This window comes from Caballeronia glathei (assembly GCF_000698595.1).
In the GTDB taxonomy this organism is placed as follows: domain Bacteria; phylum Pseudomonadota; class Gammaproteobacteria; order Burkholderiales; family Burkholderiaceae; genus Caballeronia; species Caballeronia glathei.
The window spans coordinates 142,648-160,562 of record NZ_JFHC01000005.1 but is presented as its reverse complement, the minus strand read 5'-3'; the positions used below and the strand labels follow the sequence as shown (position 1 = coordinate 160,562).

18 protein-coding genes are annotated in these 17,915 nt (G+C 66.1%); 11 read left to right on the top strand and 7 right to left on the bottom strand.

Translation table 11 applies throughout. The features are described from left to right. Positions 1–91: 91 nt before the first annotated feature. Complete coding sequence (locus BG61_RS06065) at positions 92–934, bottom strand: IclR family transcriptional regulator (protein ID WP_035933971.1); 843 nt, start codon at positions 932–934, stop codon at positions 92–94. Between the two features lie 286 nt (positions 935–1,220). Between BG61_RS06065 and BG61_RS06060 the strand changes: the two genes are divergently transcribed. The 8 genes from BG61_RS06060 to BG61_RS06025 all read left to right on the top strand — a co-directional run bounded on the left by BG61_RS06060 (position 1,221) and on the right by BG61_RS06025 (position 10,861). Further along, on the top strand, positions 1,221–1,913 hold the full coding sequence (locus tag BG61_RS06060) for a 3-oxoacid CoA-transferase subunit A (protein WP_035934047.1): 693 nt from the start codon (positions 1,221–1,223) through the stop codon (positions 1,911–1,913). A 26-nt stretch (positions 1,914–1,939) separates the two neighbouring features. Then, positions 1,940–2,596 (top strand): 3-oxoacid CoA-transferase subunit B, encoded by a 657-nt coding sequence (locus BG61_RS06055; RefSeq protein WP_035934049.1) that lies wholly within the window; start codon positions 1,940–1,942, stop codon positions 2,594–2,596. Between the two features lie 22 nt (positions 2,597–2,618). Further along, entirely contained in the window at positions 2,619–3,821 is a 1,203-nt protein-coding gene (gene pcaF / locus BG61_RS06050) for a 3-oxoadipyl-CoA thiolase (RefSeq protein ID WP_035933973.1), read from the top strand. A 4-nt stretch (positions 3,822–3,825) separates the two neighbouring features. Continuing rightward, a complete protein-coding gene (locus BG61_RS06045) occupies positions 3,826–5,184 on the top strand; it encodes a 3-carboxy-cis,cis-muconate cycloisomerase (RefSeq protein WP_035933975.1) in 1,359 nt (452 codons plus the stop codon). 22 nt (positions 5,185–5,206) lie between these two features. Beyond that, positions 5,207–6,001, top strand: a complete 795-nt coding sequence (gene pcaD, locus BG61_RS06040; protein ID WP_035933977.1) for a 3-oxoadipate enol-lactonase — start codon at positions 5,207–5,209, stop codon at positions 5,999–6,001. Then, positions 5,998–6,393 (top strand): 4-carboxymuconolactone decarboxylase, encoded by a 396-nt coding sequence (pcaC, locus tag BG61_RS06035; RefSeq protein WP_035933978.1) that lies wholly within the window; start codon positions 5,998–6,000, stop codon positions 6,391–6,393. Before pcaD ends, pcaC begins: the two co-directional genes overlap by 4 nt. Before the next feature lie 496 nt (positions 6,394–6,889). Then, a complete protein-coding gene (locus tag BG61_RS39145; RefSeq protein WP_051672307.1) occupies positions 6,890–9,718 on the top strand; it encodes a YadA family autotransporter adhesin in 2,829 nt (942 codons plus the stop codon). A 78-nt stretch (positions 9,719–9,796) separates the two neighbouring features. After that, complete coding sequence (locus BG61_RS06025; protein ID WP_035933980.1) at positions 9,797–10,861, top strand: OmpA family protein; 1,065 nt, start codon at positions 9,797–9,799, stop codon at positions 10,859–10,861. 57 nt (positions 10,862–10,918) lie between these two features. On the opposite strand, the gene BG61_RS06020 is transcribed toward BG61_RS06025, so the two are convergent. From BG61_RS06020 to BG61_RS06010, 3 genes are all read right to left on the bottom strand, one after another. After that, on the bottom strand, positions 10,919–12,196 hold the full coding sequence (locus BG61_RS06020; protein WP_035933982.1) for a DUF3443 domain-containing protein: 1,278 nt from the start codon (positions 12,194–12,196) through the stop codon (positions 10,919–10,921). A gap of 9 nt (positions 12,197–12,205) precedes the next feature. After that, positions 12,206–12,670, bottom strand: coding sequence for a DUF2844 domain-containing protein (locus BG61_RS06015; RefSeq protein WP_051672306.1), 465 nt, complete (start codon positions 12,668–12,670; stop codon positions 12,206–12,208). 196 nt (positions 12,671–12,866) lie between these two features. Beyond that, positions 12,867–13,133: a hypothetical protein gene (locus BG61_RS06010; protein ID WP_035941601.1), complete on the bottom strand. Its 267-nt coding sequence runs from the start codon at positions 13,131–13,133 to the stop codon at positions 12,867–12,869. On the opposite strand from BG61_RS06010, the gene bamC reads away from it, so the two are divergent. Both bamC and BG61_RS06000 read left to right on the top strand, forming a co-directional pair. Continuing rightward, positions 13,132–14,343, top strand: a complete 1,212-nt coding sequence (gene bamC / locus BG61_RS06005; protein WP_035933984.1) for an outer membrane protein assembly factor BamC — start codon at positions 13,132–13,134, stop codon at positions 14,341–14,343. The two genes, BG61_RS06010 and bamC, sit on opposite strands and share 2 nt — an antisense overlap. A 531-nt stretch (positions 14,344–14,874) precedes the next feature. Beyond that, positions 14,875–15,162: a putative quinol monooxygenase gene (locus tag BG61_RS06000; RefSeq protein ID WP_035933986.1), complete on the top strand. Its 288-nt coding sequence runs from the start codon at positions 14,875–14,877 to the stop codon at positions 15,160–15,162. Positions 15,163–15,198: 36 nt separating this feature from the next. Here the strand turns inward: BG61_RS06000 and BG61_RS05995 are convergent, their stop codons facing one another. From BG61_RS05995 to BG61_RS05985, 3 genes are all read right to left on the bottom strand, one after another. Further along, the gene (locus BG61_RS05995; protein ID WP_035933987.1) at positions 15,199–15,459 is read right to left on the bottom strand and encodes a hypothetical protein; all 261 of its coding nucleotides are present in this window, start codon (positions 15,457–15,459) and stop codon (positions 15,199–15,201) included. Between the two features lie 243 nt (positions 15,460–15,702). Beyond that, positions 15,703–15,954 carry a hypothetical protein gene (locus BG61_RS05990; protein ID WP_035933990.1) on the bottom strand — a complete coding sequence of 84 codons (252 nt, stop codon included), beginning with the start codon at positions 15,952–15,954 and terminating at the stop codon, positions 15,703–15,705. A 356-nt stretch (positions 15,955–16,310) separates the two neighbouring features. Then, a complete protein-coding gene (locus BG61_RS05985; RefSeq protein WP_306434182.1) occupies positions 16,311–16,940 on the bottom strand; it encodes a YdcF family protein in 630 nt (209 codons plus the stop codon). Between the two features lie 375 nt (positions 16,941–17,315). Here BG61_RS05985 and BG61_RS05980 point away from each other — a divergent pair, with 375 nt between their 5' ends. Continuing rightward, complete coding sequence (locus BG61_RS05980) at positions 17,316–17,627, top strand: hypothetical protein (protein WP_035933993.1); 312 nt, start codon at positions 17,316–17,318, stop codon at positions 17,625–17,627. The last annotated feature ends 288 nt before the right edge of the window (positions 17,628–17,915 follow it).

Sequence of the window (17,915 nt, the reverse complement as noted above, 5' to 3'; positions counted from 1 at the left end):
GCGATATCCGCGATCGCGAATAGTCTCGCTTTTGCCTAGTCCGCGGGCGACAGGCGGCTTCGCCGATCCGCCCGGCGCGGTTTGCCCAGCGTCAGCCGCGCCGCGCAACCATCTCCGAAACGCGCTGCGCCGCTTCCTGCAGCGGTTCGAGAAACGCTTTCACCATTTGCTTCGCGGTCTTGCGCTGGGCGTTCCCGCTGATGTTGAGCGCCGCGATGACGCGTCCCTGCCGGTCGCGGATCGGCGCGGACATCGAGATCAGTCCTTCCTCCAGCTCCTGGTCGACGATCGCCCAGCCCTGCCGGCGCACGATGCCGATCGCTTCCTTCAGCGCGGCCTTGTCGGTGATCGTGCGCGGCGTGCGGGCGACGAGTTCGCTCGCGCCGAGCACGGTGTCCAGCGTGGCTTCGTCGAGCGCGGAAAGCAGCACGCGGCCCATCGACGTGCAGAACGCGGGCAGCCGGCTTCCGATCGACAGGTTCTGCGTGATGATCTTGTGTGTCGGCACGCGCAGCACATACACGATGTCGGTGCCGTTGAGCACGGCGGCCGAACAGCTCTCGTGCACCTGTTCGACGAGCTCCTCCATCACCGGCTCGGCGAGATTCCAGAACGGCATCGACGTGAGATAGGCGAACCCCAGGTCGAGGATCTTCGGCGTAAGCTGGAAGAGGCGCCCGTCGGCCTCGACGTAGCCGAGTGCCTGCAGCGTGAGCAGAATCCGCCGCGCGCCGGCGCGCGTCAGGCCGGACGCCGCGGCCACTTCGGTCAGCGTCTGCGCCGGGCGGCTCGCGTCGAACGAGCGGATCACCGCGAGCCCGCGCGCGAAGGACTGGACGTAGGCATCGCCCGGCCGGGTTGGCGTGTCCGGCGTGTCCGGGGCGTCGGCTTCGCCGGAGGTCGGGCGAGCCGGATCGGTCGGTGAACGGGTCATGTGATCACGAATGAGCGAATGAGCCGCCCTTGCGGGCGAAAGATGCCGAAGCCGTGCAGGTCGGTACAAACCCGCACTTCATTGACACGGCAACGAACACAGGAATAACATCCCAATTGTTCGCTAAACGAATCCATGTTCGCATATCGAACATTTTGAGGCAAGCAGTTCAGTCGTAGCTCATCAGGCAACTCATCTGGCAGCGGTTTAGGCAAATCAACCCCGAGTTTCAGGCCGGCGCATGAATGCACACTCGCCGCCGGCGCGCTCGCAGGAGAAGAACGGCATGATCAACAAGATTTTCGATTCGCTCGCGTCGGCGGTGAAGGACGTGCACGACGGAGCGACCATCATGATCGGCGGTTTCGGCACGGCAGGCATGCCGTCGGAGCTGATCGACGCGCTCATCGAGCAGGGCGCGCGCGACCTCACGATCATCAACAACAATGCGGGCAACGGCGAGACCGGTCTCGCGGCGCTCCTCAAGGCGAAGCGCGTGCGCAAGATCGTCTGCTCGTTTCCGCGCCAGGCCGACTCGCAGGTCTTCGACGCGCTCTACCGCGCGGGCGAGATCGAGCTCGAACTCGTGCCGCAGGGCAACCTCGCCGAGCGCATCCGCGCGGCGGGCGCGGGCATCGGCGGCTTTTTCACGCCGACCGGCTATGGCACCAAGCTTGCCGAGGGCAAGGAAACGCGTCTGATCGACGGCAGGCACTACGTGCTCGAAGCGCCGCTGCATGCCGATTTCGCGCTGACCAAGGCGCTCAAGGGCGACCGCTGGGGCAATCTGGTGTATCGCAAGACGGCGCGCAACTTCGGGCCGATCATGGCGAGTGCGGCGAAGACGGCGGTCGTGCAGGTGTCGAAGGTCGTCGAACTGGGCGAACTCGATCCCGAGAACATCGTCACGCCGGGCATCTTCGTGCAGCGCGTGGTGGAAGTGCCGCAGGCCGTCCATCAAGCCGAACTCGCAGCGTGACTCGCAACATGAGCAAAGGACAAGCCATGAAAAAACTGACCCGCGACGAAATGGCGAAACGCGTCGCCCGCGACATTCCCGAAGGCGCCTACGTGAATCTCGGCATCGGTGTGCCGACGCTCGTCGCCAACCATCTGGCGGCGGACCGCGAAATCTTCCTGCACAGCGAGAACGGCCTGCTCGGCATGGGCCCGGCGCCAGCGCCCGGCGAGGAAGACGACGAACTCATCAACGCCGGCAAGCAGCACGTCACGCTGCTCACGGGCGGCGCCTATTTCCACCACGCCGATTCGTTCGCGATGATGCGCGGCGGCCATCTCGATTTCTGCGTGCTCGGCGCGTTCCAGGTGTCGGCGAACGGCGATCTCGCGAACTGGCACACCGGCGCGCCCGACGCGATTCCGGCTGTCGGCGGCGCGATGGACCTCGCGATCGGCGCGAAGCAGGTCTACGTGATGATGGAGCTCCTCACGAAGCAGGGCGAGAGCAAGCTCGTCGACGCGTGCTCGTATCCGGTGACGGGCGTGAACTGCGTGAATCGCGTGTACACGGACCTCGCGGTGTTCGACGTGACGCCGGAGGGTTTCGTGGTGCGCGAGATCGTAGACGGTCTCTCGTTCGAAGAACTCCAGCAGCTCGCCCAGGTGCCGCTGCAATACGCGCCGCTCACGGAAGCGGCCTGAACCCCATATCCCGGAGACACTGATGAAAGAAGCATTTCTGTGTGACGCGATCCGCACGCCGATCGGCCGCTATGCGGGTTCGCTCTCGGCGGTGCGTGCCGACGACCTCGGCGCCGTGCCGCTGCGCGCGCTGATGGAGCGCAACAAGGACGTGGACTGGAGCGCCGTCGAGGAAGTGATTTTCGGCTGCGCGAATCAGGCGGGCGAGGACAACCGCAACGTCGCGCGCATGTCGGCGCTGCTGGCCGGGCTGCCGGACGGCGTGCCGGGCACGACCGTGAACCGCCTGTGCGGCTCGGGCATGGACGCGATCGGCATTGCCGCGCGCGCGATCAAGTCGGGCGAGGCGAGCTTTTTGATCGCGGGCGGCGTGGAAAGCATGAGTCGCGCGCCGTTCGTGCAGGGCAAGGCGACCTCCGCGTTCTCGCGTCAGGCCGACATCTACGACACGACCATCGGCTGGCGCTTCGTCAATCCGCTGATGAAAAAGCTGCACGGCGTCGACTCGATGCCGGAGACGGCCGAGAACGTCGCCGACGACTACAAGGTGAGCCGCGCCGATCAGGACGCGTTCGCCGTGCGCAGCCAGCAGAAGGCGGCGCGCGCGCAGCAGGACGGCACGCTCGCGCAGGAAATCGTCGCGGTGACGATCGCGCAGAAGAAGGGCGATCCGGTCGTCGTCTCGAAGGACGAGCATCCGCGCGAGACGAGCGTGGAGGCGCTCGCGAAGCTGAAGGGCGTCGTGCGCCCGGACGGGAGCGTGACGGCGGGCAACGCGTCGGGCGTGAACGACGGCGCGGCTGCGCTCCTGATCGCCGACGAGGACAGCGCGAAGCGCTTCGGCCTCGTGCCGCGCGCGCGCATTCTGGGGCTCGCAACGGCGGGCGTGCCGCCGCGCGTGATGGGCATCGGCCCGGCGCCCGCGACGCAAAAGCTGCTCAAGCGCCTGAACATGACGATCGACCAGTTCGACGTGATCGAACTGAACGAGGCATTCGCCTCGCAAGGGCTGGCCGTGCTGCGCATGCTCGGCATCGCCGACGACGATCCCCGCGTGAACCCGAACGGCGGCGCGATCGCGCTCGGCCACCCGCTCGGCATGAGCGGCGCGCGCCTCGTCACGACCGCGAGCTATCAGCTGCAGCGCACCGGCGGCCGTTTCGCGCTCTGCACGATGTGCATCGGCGTGGGGCAGGGCATCGCCATTGCCATCGAACGGGTCTGAGCCCATGTTCGAGGCGACCGGACGGCTCACCGATCTCATCTGCGGCACCGACGCGCTCAACGCCGTCTGGTCGCCGCGGCAGACCGTGCAGTCGATGCTCGACGTCGAGGCCGCGCTCGCGCGCGCGTCGGCGGCGCACGGCGTGATTCCGGCGAGCGCGGTCGGCCCGATCGAGGCCGCCTGCAAGGCCGGCCACATCGACGCCCAGGCGCTCATGACCGGCGCGGCCGCGGGCGGCAATCTCGCGATTCCGCTCGTCAAGCAACTGACGGCGGTCGTCAAGGCCGCCGACGCCGAGGCCGCCAAATACGTGCACTGGGGCGCGACGAGCCAGGACATCATCGACACCGGCACGGTGCTTCAGCTTCGCGCGACGCTCGATCTGATCGACGCCGACCTGCGCGATACGTGCGCCGCGCTCGCCGATCAGGCGCGCAAGCATCGCGCGACGCCGATGATCGGCCGCACGTGGCTGCAGCAGGCGCTGCCGATCACGCTCGGCCTGAAGTTCGCGCAATGGCTCGATGCGCTTACGCGCCATCGCGAGCGGCTCGCCACGCTGCGCTCGCGCGCGCTCGCGCTGCAGTTCGGCGGCGCGGCGGGCACGCTCGCGAGCCTGCGCGACAAGGCGCAGCCGGTCGCGCAGACGCTCGCCGACGAACTCGGCCTCGCGATGCCCGCGCTGCCGTGGCACACGCAGCGCGACCGCATCGCGGAGGCCGCCGCGTGCCTCGGCATGCTGACGGGCACCCTCGGCAAGATCGCGCGCGACATCTCGCTTTCCATGCAGACCGAAGTCGGCGAGCTTGCGGAACCGGCCGCCGCGGGCAAGGGCGGTTCGTCCACGATGCCGCACAAGCGCAATCCGGTCGGCTGCGCGGCCGTGCTGACGGCCGCCACGCGTGCGCCGAACCTCGTCGCGACGATTTTCGCGGGCATGGTGCAGGAGCACGAGCGCGCGCTCGGCGGCTGGCAGGCCGAGTGGGAGGCGCTCCCCGATCTCGCGCGTCTCACGGGCGGCGCGCTCGCGCAGATCAAGGCGATCGTGGCGGGCATCGAGGTCGATGCCGGCCGGCTCGCGGCGAACCTCGGCGCGACGCGGGGCCTCGTGCTCGGCGAGGCCGTGATGCTCGCGCTCGGCGACCGGATCGGGCGGCTCGACGCGCACCGGCTTGTCGAGCATGCGTCGAAGGAAGCGGTCGCGAGCGGCCGCACGCTCTTCGACGTGCTGTCAGCCGATGCCGCCGTCATGCAGCACCTCTCATCCGGTCAGTTGAAACATCTGCTCGATCCGGCGAACTACGCCGGCGAGGCGCAGGCTTTCGTCGATGCCGCGCTCGAGCTTCATCACGCCAACGCGTGACCCCTTTCAGGAGCCAAATGCAATGCCTCTCGCCGCTGTGAACGGTACCCGGATCCACTATCGCATCGACACCGCCGCGGGCGACAGCGCGCCCTGGCTCGTGCTGTCGAATTCCCTCGGTGCAGACATATCGATGTGGGCGCCGCAAGTCGAGGCGTTCGCCGCGAAGTATCGCGTGCTGCGCTATGACACGCGCGGCCACGGTCATTCGGACGCGCCCCCCGGTCCGTACACGATCGACCAGCTGACAGGCGACGTGATCGGGCTGCTCGATGCGCTCGGCATCGGGCGCGCGCACTATTGCGGGCTGTCGATGGGCGGGCTGACCGGCATCGCGCTCGCCGCGCGGCATCCGGAGCGCTTCGCGCGCGTCGTGCTGTCGAATACGGCGGCGCTGATCGGCTCGGACGCTGTCTGGACGCCGCGCGCCGCGAAAGCGCGCGAGCCGGGCGGCATGGCGGCGCTCACCGACGCCGTGATTGCCCGCTGGTTCACGGCGGACTTCGCCGGGCGCGAGCCGCTCGTGCTCGCGAACATCCGCGACGTGTTCCGCCACACCTCGGGCGACGGGTACGCCGCGAACTGCGAGGCGATCCGCGACGCCGACCTGCGCGCCGAAGCGAAGACCATCAAGGCGCCGGTGCTCGTGATCACGGGCACGCACGACCAGTCGACGGCCGCCGCGCAAGGGCGCGAGCTCGCGGGCTATGTCGAGGGCTCGCGCTATGTCGAGCTGGACGCGGCGCACTTGTCGAACATCGAGAAAGCCGGCGACTACACGCGCTACGTGCTGGAATTCCTTGGAGAACAACAATGACCGAAGACGAACGCTACGACGCCGGCCTCGGCGTGCGCCGCGCGGTGCTCGGCGATGCGCACGTGGACCGGTCGCTTGCCAACCGCACCGATCTCACGACCGAGTTCCAGAACCTGATCACGCGCTACTCGTGGGGCGAGATCTGGACGCGGCCGGGTCTGCCGCGCCACACGCGCAGCCTGCTGACCATCTCGATGATGGTCGCGCTCAACCGCAGCGAGGAACTCGCGCTGCACCTGCGCGCGGCGAAGAACAACGGCGTGTCGCGCGACGAGATCAAGGAAGTGCTGATGCAGACCGCGATCTATTGCGGCGTGCCCGCGGCGAACTCGGCGTTCCATCTGGCGCAGAAGATCTTCGACGAAGAGGACAAGGCGTTGCCGCAGGGGTGATCGAAGGGCCGTAGTGCGAAGACTGAGAGACGCGATGAAGGCCGTTCCGGGATACCGGAACGGCCTTTTTTCGTTTGGGGCGCTGCACGTTGCGACGGGTGCGGGCCAAGGAGTCGGGCGGATTGTGGACTTTGGTGAATTTATCTCAAATAGGAGAACTGCAATTCCTTGACCAAATGACATAGACCAATCGGATTTCGCTGAATAAATAGGATTTTTCGCGTATTTAGGATTGCTCTCAGCCGCCATTATTGGCGCACGAGCGTGCTTTATATAGCCTGAACAGGCTACGACAACGGACCGTGCGCGTTCAGTCGGAGAGCTCGCGGGCGAGTCCGTGCGTTCTCCAGCCCCGTGCAATGTGGCGCGCGCGGTGGCCTGCATGCCTGCAAGCACGCTCAAGTTCCAGCCAACGAACGTTTCAGTTTCCTGGCCAGAGTCAACGATTCCGGGGCGCGTTCGCGTGTCTCGATGAACCTGAGAGTGAACCCATAACATGAAGAAGACGCAAAGCGTAGTTCAGAAGACGGCCGTTGCCATCGAGACAGCCGAGCCTGGCTCACCGGCCCGTGGCAACCTGCGGCGCAGCGCGGCCGGTACCGCCGTGCTGGCCGCGTTCGCCGCGCTCGGGATGCAGCAATCGGCGGGCGCGGCGCCGCTTGCCGCCGGGGAGGAAATCGCGGCGCGGGAGTCGAGCGAGACGAGGAGTGTGTACGGGGCGCAGATCGGACAGGCGCTGAAAACGCTGGTGGCGCATCCGGCCGCGAGCACGTCAATGACGCAGCCGCGGGTGGACGCTTCCACCTCCGCTGTCCCCACCTCCACCGCCGATAGCGCCGCGCAGACGCGGGCCGACCGGAGCGTCACGCGGGCAACGAGCAGCCTGCCGCCTGAAGCCCTGATCGCGGCGGGCCCGACGGTCAACGTCAACAACTCCGTCACCGCGCTCGGCACGGACTCGATTGCCGTCGGCCTTACGGTCACTGCGAACGGAAAACGCTCGGTCGCTATGGGCTCCAATGCGCTTGCGAGTGCCGAAGGCGCCGTTTCGGTCGGCTACGGCACGGTTTCCGGTTCCGTGCGGGGTGCGGCCTTCGGCTATCAGGCCAACGTGGTGGCCGCCAACGGGCTGGCGCTGGGATACCTCGCGTCGGTCAACACGAGCGGCGTCGACGCCATCGCCATCGGCTCCGAAACGCTCTCCAACAACAACGCGTCGATAGGCATCGGCCGCGCGAACGTCGTCGACGGCAAGGAGGGTGTGGTCCTCGGCAACAACAGCGCGGTCGCCGGTGACGGCTCGTACGCGCTCGGCAACCGCAGCCACGTCAACGCGGCGAATACGTTCGTCATCGGCAGCGATGTTTTGAAGACCGAGGGTGCCAACAGCGTCGTGCTCGGCTCCGGCAGCGACGGCTCGCAGAACAACGTCGTTTCGATCGGCGCGAAGGATCACGAGCGGCGCATCGTGAACGTGGCCGCGGGCAAATCCAACACCGACGCGGTCAATCTCAGCCAGTTGAAGAACGCGGGCCTCGCGATCGATTCGAGCGGCAACGCCACGAACGCGTTCGTCGCGTACGACGATACGACCCGAGGCGTCGTCAGCCTCGGCGGCACGCAGGGCACGGTTATCAGGAACGTGGCAAAGGGCACGACCGATACCGACGCGGTCAACCTCGGCCAGTTGAAGAACGCGGGCCTCGCGATCGATTCGAGCGGCAATGCGGCGAACGCGTTCGTCGCCTACGACGACACGACCCGAGGCATCGTCAGCCTCGGCGGCACGCAGGGCACGGTCCTCAGGAACGTGGCAAAGGGCACGACCGATACCGACGCGGTCAACCTCGGCCAGTTGAAGAACGCGGGCCTCGCAATCGATTCGAGCGGCAACGCGACGAACGCGTTCGTCGCCTACGAGGACGCGACGAAGAGTCGTGTCAGCCTCGGCGGCACGGACGGCACGGTGCTCTCGAACGTGAAGGCGGGCGTCGCCGACCGGGATGCCGTCAACGTCGCGCAGTTGAAGGAGGCGGGCTTGCTCGACGGGGCGGGCAAGTCGATGGCGGCGGTCGTGTACGACACCCACGCCGACGGCACGGTCAACCGCGCGAGCGTGACGCTCGGCGGCGCGTCCGCGGGCGCGCCCGTTGCGCTGCGCAACGTCGCGGCGGGGCGGCTTGAAGCGGGCAGCACCGACGCGGTCAACGGCGACCAGCTGTTCAACGCCGTCAGCAATCTGCAGAACGGCGGTTCGCTCAAATACTTCGCGACGAACTCGACGCTCGGCGCCGCGCAGGCAAGCGGCGCGAACTCGACGGCGATCGGCGCCAATGCGCTCGCGAGCGCCAGCAACGCCGTCGCGCTGGGCGCGAACGCGGTGGCGGATCGGGCTGACACGGTGTCGGTCGGCGCGGCGGGGCAGGAGCGCCAGATCACGAATGTCAAGGCGGGCACGGCGGACACGGATGCGGTCAACGTGTCGCAGTTGAAGAGCGTCGGTCTCGTCGACAGCAAGGGCAACACGGCCACGGCACTCACCTACGACACGACCGCGGGAGGCGCGGCGAATCTCTCCAGTGTGACGCTGGGAAAGGGCGTCGCCGGTGGGACTGTGCTGCACAACGTCGCGAACGGCACCCTTGCCGGTGACGCTGTGAACGTCGGTCAGCTGAACGACGCAGTCGGCAAGGTGACGAACGTCGCGATCACGACCGGCGCGTTCTTCAGCGCGGACGGCAATGCGTCGACCGAAACGGCGTCGGCCACGGGAACCCACGCGGTGGCCGTCGGTGCGACGGCGCTGGCAAGCGGCGCGAACAGCGTCGCGACGGGCGCGGGAGCAAGCGCGAGCGCGGACAACTCGGTTGCGCTCGGCGCCGGATCGGTGGCGAATCGTGCGTCCTCGGTATCGGTCGGCTCGGCGGGCAGCGAACGGCAGATCACCAACGTGGCAGCGGGCACGGCGGGCACCGACGCGGTCAACCTCGACCAGCTGAATCGCGCGTCGGGTAGCACGCTCGGTCAGGCGAACAGCTACACGGACCAGCGCTTCAACAACACCCAGCAGCAGATCCGCGACCTCGATCACAACACCCGCAAGGGCATCGCGGCGGCTTCGGCGCTCAACGTGGTCACGCCCTACCTGCCAGGCCGCACGGCCGTCAATGCGGGAGTCGCCGCGTACCGCGGTCAGGCGGCGCTTGGCATCGGCGTGTCGCGCTGGAACGAGAAGGGGAACTTCAACTTCAATGCCGGGGTGTCGTCCTCGGGCGGCAACAGCACCATCGTTCGCGCTGGCATCGGCTACGTGTTCGGCAACTGAGCCTTCATTCCGTCATCGGACGGCGCGACACCAAGGCCGCGGCGCGAGCGCGCCGCGGCTTCGACTCGGGTATCACTTATGAAAAACACGATTGTTGCTGCAGCGTGCGTGCTGGCGCTCGCTGGCTGCGGCGGGACGGCGGTCCGCGACAAGCTCGCCATCCAGGACCCCACGGTCCTTCAAACCGGATTCGCAACGGAGCAGAGCCGGCAGGCGGGCGCCGCCGAGCGCGCATGGACCGATGTCTACGGGCAGATCGACTCGCCGCGCGAGATCCTCGCGACGCTGCAAACGCGGCTCGGCGACCTGGGGCCGAAGAAGGAGAACTACTTCGGCTACAAGGACCAGTGCTGGATCGACGTGGCCGGCCAGGAACTCGATGCAGGCAACGGCTGGGGCTTCGTCGAAGAAGCCGTGGGCGAATCCGCCCGGCTGACCGCGGGGCTCGAAGGCGCTCAGCCGCTGTCCGGCGACAACCCGCCGTTGCGCACGGTCGCGCGGGTGCGGCCGGATCTGGCGGCGACCCTCAAGGGCATGCGCGGCGATGCGCGCTTTGGCTACTGTCCGCAGGCGCAGAGGTCGGTTGCGTGCATGGAGGTCAAGCTGATGCATGCAGGACACGACGCCTGGGCCCGCAGTTTCGACGCGGCGCAGGCGAAGGTCGAGGCCGTCGAGCGCGGCATGGCCGAAGCGCGTCAGCAACTGGACGGCTGCGCGGTGCCGCAGGTGGAGGCACCGCCACCTCCGAAGGTCGTCACGCTGTCGGCGGATGCGCTTTTTGCGTTCGACGGCGGTGATATCGCTGCGATCACGCAGGACGGCAGATCGAAGCTCGACGCCGTGACCGCGGACGTGATGCGCTCCGGCGACCTCACGAGCATCACGGTAGCGGGCTACACCGACCGGCTCGGCAGCGCGGCCTACAACCGCGATCTCTCGGAACGGCGCGCGCTTTCCGTGCAGCGGTATCTGCAAGGCAAGGGCGTCACGGTGCCGATACAGGCGCGCGGCTACGGCCCGGCATCCCCTGGCAGCGACTGCCGGATGAAGGACCGTCGCGCGCTGATCGAATGTCTTGCAGCAGACCGGCGCGTCGAGTTGCGGTTCACGCGCAAGGGCGAGACGGCTGAAGGCCCACAGTGACCCTGCGGGCAGGGCTGTCGAACAGGCGCCGCCCCGGCGCCTGTTCGCAACGCGCCGCTAGAACGCGTAGTACGGGCCTTTGCCTGCGGGCGTCACGCGGTTTTCGAGCGCCGTGAACACGCGCCGGCCATAGAAGAACGGCAGGCCCCAGTCGAAGAAATTGCCGACCGGCCCGGCGAGGTTCGCAAAAGCATTGTTGCCGCTTGCGAAGAGCGCCGTCGACGTCGAGACGGCGAAGCTGACGTCGCGGGTCGCGCCGCTGCCCGAGCGAATGCGGGCGGCGAGGTTCTGGGCCGTCGGCGGGCAGTACCAGACGCCGCACACCGTCAGCGTGTTCGACGGAAAGAAGAGGCCGTTCGATCCGCTGTCGATGAAGCTCGTCGCAAAGGTTCTCCCGTCGAATTCCGTCGTGACGTAGCCGGAATAGGCGTTGCCGGGCAGCACGGTGGCGTCGCCGAGCAGGTTGTTCGCCTGCGATCCGATGCCGAATGTCAGCGTGCCGTGTACCTCGGACGCGCCGAGATCCGGCACGGGGGGAAGCTCGATGAGCACGCCGTTGTTGTCGGCGGGAAAGCGGCTCACCGGATTGGCGACCTGTTGCGCGACCGCAAGCGCGCTCGACACGCAGGTGCCCGCGTTGCAGGCGTAATACCAGCGTGGCAGCGGGGAGGACGCGCAGGCGGCGCCGCAATCGGCGCTGAACGGCCCGACGCCCAGGATGCCGTTGCCGCGCAGCCGCGCGGCGGTCAGCATCGGTAATCCCGATTTTGCGCAATCGGTTGCGGCGGCGGGTACGGCCAGATCGGCGATGACCTGAATCGGGGTCGCGCCGGCAACATGTCCGGCGAGCCGGATGTCGGCGCTGCGCACCGCGCCCCAGGTGTATCCCGAACCGAACACGGTGCACGACGCGGCGATCGAGCCGTTGCTGGCTGTGACCGGCGGCAGCGCGAGGGCGGGCGAGATCGCCGAGGCGACGATCCGCAGGCCTTGCGAGCCCGTGTCGACCTGGATGTCGTCGATGGTCTGGCAGTTGCTGGTTCCGGGCACGCAGATCGTCACGCTCGTTTGCAGCATGTTGCGCGTGCCCGTGTCGAGTTTCGTGACGTGGATCGGCTGGACGTTGGGCGTCGTCGATTGGGCGACGGTGTTGTCCGGCGGCGAGGCGGAAGCGGGAGCGGCGCCTGAGGCAACTGTCGTGGAGGAAGCCGGTGCCGCAGCGGCGGGCGTGCCGCCTGCCGGCGCCGAATCGCCGCCGCCTCCGCCGCCACAGCCGTGAAGCATGGCGCTCGCCGCCACGGCGCATGCAATTAGGAGATGCACGTGAACTTTCATCGCCGTCTCCTATTCGATGTCCGACTGCGCGACGCCTGGCGGCAGCGCACGTGCGAGCCACGCGCGGCCGTTGAACTCGCGCAGCCGAACGCTGCTCTCGACGATCAGATCGCCTTCTTCCACGCGAGACGAATGAAGGCCGCTGTACGCTTGCGACGAAAGCGCGCCTGTCCGATAGCGTCCGAAATGGGCGCCGAGGAGCGCCTCGATATCCGGCATCGTGGGGCCTCGCCAGGTGACTGCGTAAACCTCGCCGGATGAATTCACATACTGGCGCACGATGGTGCCGTGGGCATCGACGGTCTCACGGAAGGCGATTTGCCCGGTTTGCGACCGATGCAGCACCGCGCCGTGCGCGTGCCCGGACTCCACGCTGAGTGTCGAGCCGAGTTGCGCGAGAGCGGGCTGGCCTGTCATCGCCGCGGCGCCACTGATGGCGGCGATGAAGTAGTGAGGACTTCTGAAGCGTCGCATTGCACTCTCCGTTCTTAAGGTCATTCTTATTTTTGAGATTGAATTTTAAGATCGGAAAGTCAGGCAGTGTCACGCTCTGATGTGTTCTGAAGGGTTTTATAAGACAAGCTGAAAAATGCTTAATAATGCTTATCAAACAAAGAGTTGGCGCGTGTTTTGGTGTGCCGGCGCGGAGTACTTGGAGTGTCATAAATTGTCATCGCGACGCGTCGGCCGATAATTTCGAGATGCAGCCCGGCGTGCATTCGATACGCCGTTGATACGCCGTTCCGATCTGGAGACGGAAAAAGCAATCGGATTCCATGTGGCGTCCGGCTGCTTTCGGGCACGGCAGCACTCGGGCCGTCGCCATCGCGGCGCTGTCGACCGGTTCCTGTTTTTGCACGGCGACACGCGGGAACGGTAAAATACTTGGTTGATCCACGGAAAACACCGTGGCGTAGCGGAAGGACTTCCCAAACATGACAGATTTTCGTGTGACCAAGCGGTTGGCAGCACTTTCGATGGCGGCTGGGCTCGTGGCCGGATGCGGTACGTCGTCCCCCACCGCGATCGACTACAAGAGCGACTCACGCTCGAAGCAGGCGTCCCTCGCAGTTCCGCCGAACCTGATCGATGAGGCGGCCGACCAGCGCTCCTTGCCCCCGCAGGGCGGGCAGGCCAGCCTGTCGGACCTGCAGCAAGTCCAGAAGGCTGCGCCGAGTGCGCCCACCGTGGTCCCGCCCGTGTCGGGCATGCATATCCAGCGCGATGGCACGGAGCGCTGGCTCGTCATCGACAACAAATCGCCGGAACAGGTCTGGCCGCAAATTCGCCGTTTCTGGCAGGAGCAGGGCTTCCTGCTCGTCGTGGATTCCCGCGACAAGGGCGTGATGGAAACCGACTGGAACGAAACCCATCCGCAGATCTCCGACGGCCTCATCCGCAACACGCTGTCGAAGGCGACCGGCAACTCGTATGTGACGGCCGAGCGCAACAAGTACCGCACGCGCCTCGAAGTCGCGCCGAACGGCGGAACGTACGTGTTCGTGAGCCAGAAGGGAATGCGTGAAGCGCTGACGGGCGTCAACAACGATTCGAGCCAGTGGCAGGCGCGCGCGAACGATCCGGCGCTGGAAAACGAATACCTGAAGCGCCTGATGGCGTCGCTTGCCGCGTCGGATTCGCGTCAGGCGTCGGGCGCCTCGCTGGACAGCGTCTCGCTGGACAAGGCCGCGCCGGCTGGCGGCACGGCGCCGAAGGGCGCGTCGTCGGCGGCTGCCACCACGGCGGCGCAAAACGCCACGCTCGCCGCGCAGACCGCGGCCAAGAACGACACGGTGCCGGAAGCGTCGTCCGCGGAACTGACGCTGCCCGAAGCCTACGACCGCGCGTGGTTGCGCGTCGGCATCGCGCTCGATCGCAGCAACTTCACCGTCGACGACCGCGATCGCGCGCGGGGCATCTATTTCGTGCGCTATGTCGATCCGAAGGACCTGTCGTCGGCGGAGCAGGGCTTCTGGAGCCAGGTCTTCCACGGCAAGAAGGAGAAGGTGGCGAAGCAGTATCAAGTCAACGTACGCGCCATCACGGAAGATCAGACCCGCGTCTCGATCGTCGACGACAAGGGCCAGGTCGATTCGTCGCCGCAGGCGCGCCAGATCATGGCGCTGCTTTCCGATCAGATCGGCTGACGTCCGAAAACTTCGCTCATCGCAATAAGAAACCCGCCTCGAGATTGAGGCGGGTTTTTTCATTTTGGGCCGCGGGTGCTCGCTCCGTTCGGATTCGAAAGCACTTTCGGTATGACCTTAGGATGCGACGCATGTGGCCGAACGCGCAATTTTCCTGCGGGATTGTGTGCGGAAAAGCTTATAAGAATCAAATGTCTGACCGGTAAAGTGCAGAAATGGCATGTAATCTGCTGTCGGCGCGTCGCCGACATTTTCGTATTGGAGGCAAACGAACACTCGATTGATCAGGACGCCGGCCGTCCTGTTCGCAGACGATGGTTCGCGCGTACGCGCGAACCCCTGGTGGCCCCGTCGCCTATCCTCGTAGGGCGACGGTTTTTGCCCGCGTTTCGTCGAAGCGCGGGCTTTTTCTTTGTGCCGCCGGCTGTGTCCCCGGTTGTGCCGCCACCCGGTCCGCCCCGCCCCGCGCCGCCGGGCGGGCAAGCGCCCGCGGGGGTATCCTTGCGCTTCTTTCACTCTAGGATCGAACCCATGTCGGAAATTGCCGTAGTCGCCACGTTTGTCGCGAAGCCGGGTCAGGAAGAAAAGCTGAAGGAGGCGCTGCAAGGCCTCGTCGGGCCGACGCTCAAGGAGCCCGGCGCCTTGCAATACGATCTGCATCGCGACCTGAAGGAGCCGCGCCGCTTCGTCTTCGTCGAACGGTGGGCAAGCCAGGCGGCGCTCGAGGCGCACGGCAAGGCGCCGCATATCGAGGCGCATCGCCGCAATTCGCCCGCGCTGATCGAGACGGGCGAGATTCACGTCCTCGCGAAGCTGTAAGCGGCCGCCGCCCTTCGGCGGAACGCCGCAGGCGCGTCAGTGCGTTTCGTGCGGCACGTCGAGGATCAGGATGATGGTCCAGTCGGCGTCGCCGTCGTGGTGATACTGGCGTTCGGCAACGATGAACGGCTGCTGCTTGCCGTCCGGCCCGAGGAAGAGCACATCGCCTTCCGCCGGCAGGCACTCCACCGGCGGAAGCGCGAGATACGCGTCCTTGTTCGCGCTGCGCGGCATCAGTTTCTCGATCTTGCGTGATGCCGCTTCGGTCCATTCGATATCGAGCTGGATGTTGCTCATGCTGTCCTCCGCACCTGGGTGCGCTTGCGGTTGAAACGGGGAAATGGCGAGGCGCAATTTAGCATATCGACGCGCGCCGATCTGTTGGCAGCGCCGCCCGGTGCGCATTCGTCGCCGATGACGGCGTTCCGCAAGACAAAAGCCGGAAACTGCGCAACGCATTGCGCGGTTTCCGGCTTTCGTTCTCGCAGGCTTTCCGCGTCCCGGCGACCTTCGCCGCGAAGCCCGCCCGGTGCAGCCGCCTTACTGGCTCGATCCCGAGGACGGCGTCGTCTTCGCGCCGGACTTCTTGTGATGGGTCGACTTGCTGCCTTTCGACTGCGATTGCATGTTTTGCATGCTGTCCTGGCGCGCTTGCAGAGCTTGCGCGCGCATTTCGATGTCGGAGATCTTGGCGGGATCCGTGCTCATGGTCACGCCTTTGTCGGTTTGCGCATAGGCGGCCGACGCAACCGCGCTCAGGGACACCAGAACAGCCAGGGACACTCGCTTCATTTTTACCTCCTAGTGGTAGTTGAACCCGGTAAAACGCCTGCCGATTCGGCTGGACATCGCATCCGTGTGAGCAAAATCCGCTCCCGCAGCCGGGCTGAAACAATCGGCGTCATCGTTGCGCCAGATGCGGTCCGCGAGATTCGCGCGGCCCCACGAACATCTGGAATCATAGGATGTCTGTTGCCCGGTGGCAGCCTTATTGCATGCGGCGTCCTGCGCGAGCGATGACGTGGGGCCTGATCATGCCAGCGCGCCGAGGCAATTTCCAGTCCTTATTAAATTGAGATGACGGCGCGGATTGATGCTGCACAAAAGCCGCGATCGCGTCCGCAAGGGCGTCCGCAATCGCGGGCCGGTCAATACAGGCGGAGCAGCCGGAAAACGTAAAAGCGCAACACGCCGACGAGTTCGTGCGCCGCCGTCTCTGCCGCGACGAATCCGTCGATGCGCGGAAAGAAGGTCGTCCGGACCTGCCGGACATTCGAGACGAAAGGTTGCGGCTCGAAGCCAAACGCCTCGAAAGCCAGGACCGAGCGGCGCATGTGATACGCCGAGGTGACGACGATCAACGTTTCGTCATGTTCGAGGCGCAGAATGCCAGCGACATTGCGTGCGTTCTGATACGTATTGAGACTGCGGTCTTCGAGCGTCAGATCCGTCGCGGCGACGCCGCGGGCGAGCAGGTACGGCGCGTAGTTGTCGGCTTCCGCCTGGCCGTGATGCTGGGGATCGCCGCCGCTCACGATCACCCGGCACGCCGCGCCCGTGCGGCGGCATTCGCGGTACAGCTCGGCCGCCGCCTGAATGCGCACGACCGAATCGCGCTTGGGCACGATCCGGGCATTCGCGTCGCGTGTCGTGCCTCCGCCCATCAGGATGATCGTCGTGCGCGCGGCGAATTCGGGCTGGATCGTCCGCTCGAAACCGCGCTGCGCGAGAGCGAGAAGCGGCGCCGACAGCCATCCCGCCCCGAGCGCCCAGAACAACAGGACGCAGACAATTGCGATTACACCCCGCTTTCGTCGCCAAAGCGCAAACAACGCAAAAAAAAGGAGCAATAAAGTTAAAAGAACCAATTTGATTGGGGTAACGTATAGTTTTCGAGATAATCCGCTCCGTCATCGCGTTTCCAGGAATGCATTGGCGGATTTGCGGTAGAGCGCGCGATCAGCGTGCGTACAAACGGGGGCTTGAAACAAAAAAGCAGCACCTAGCGCAAGCGGCGGCTGCGTATTCCGGTCCTTGGCCGCGACGCGGCATTGTGACTGGATTCGGGGCATGCCGCGTTTAGTCGGCGCCGCCAGCGGTCTCTGACCGCCCGCGAGCGACGCCGTCATGGCTGCACAGGAAGAAAGAACGAGATGACCACGTATTCTAACGAAGCCGTACTCGAGGCGCTCCGGCGCGCGCAATACCGTCAGGTTCCGTGGGCGAAGCGCCCTAACGTATTCGATCATCTGCGTGCCCTCGGCCTGCTGGAACTCGTCCGACAGCGCACGGTGGCCCCGGCGCCCGGTTTTCATGCGCCGGTCGACATTGCCGTCGTGACCGAGCGCGGGAAGCTCGAGTTTTCCCGCCTGGCGCGCGACGAACGTTCGATGGACTGGGATCTCCATCGTGCCGAGCCTTATTCGATGGCCGCGCACGAACCGGTGCTGGAAGCGCGGGCCTGAAAGCCGCGCATCGAAAGGGGCGCGTCCGCCATTCGGTGCGCACTGGCACGGCCTCACAGGCCCTGCCGAGCCGCACCAGCGACACCTCTCCGCACGCGGGCGGAAGGGCGGGCTGTCGGCGAGCCCCGGTGCTTCTTCAAACCACGTAGAAAAAAGCCCGTATCACGAGGATACGGGCATACCGGATCTTACTGCTGCCACGCTGTGCTCATGGCACTGGGTGGGACTGGCGCAAGCGCGCACTGGTTCCCCGCCGATGCATCGGAATGCAAACTTCGCTGAATGACA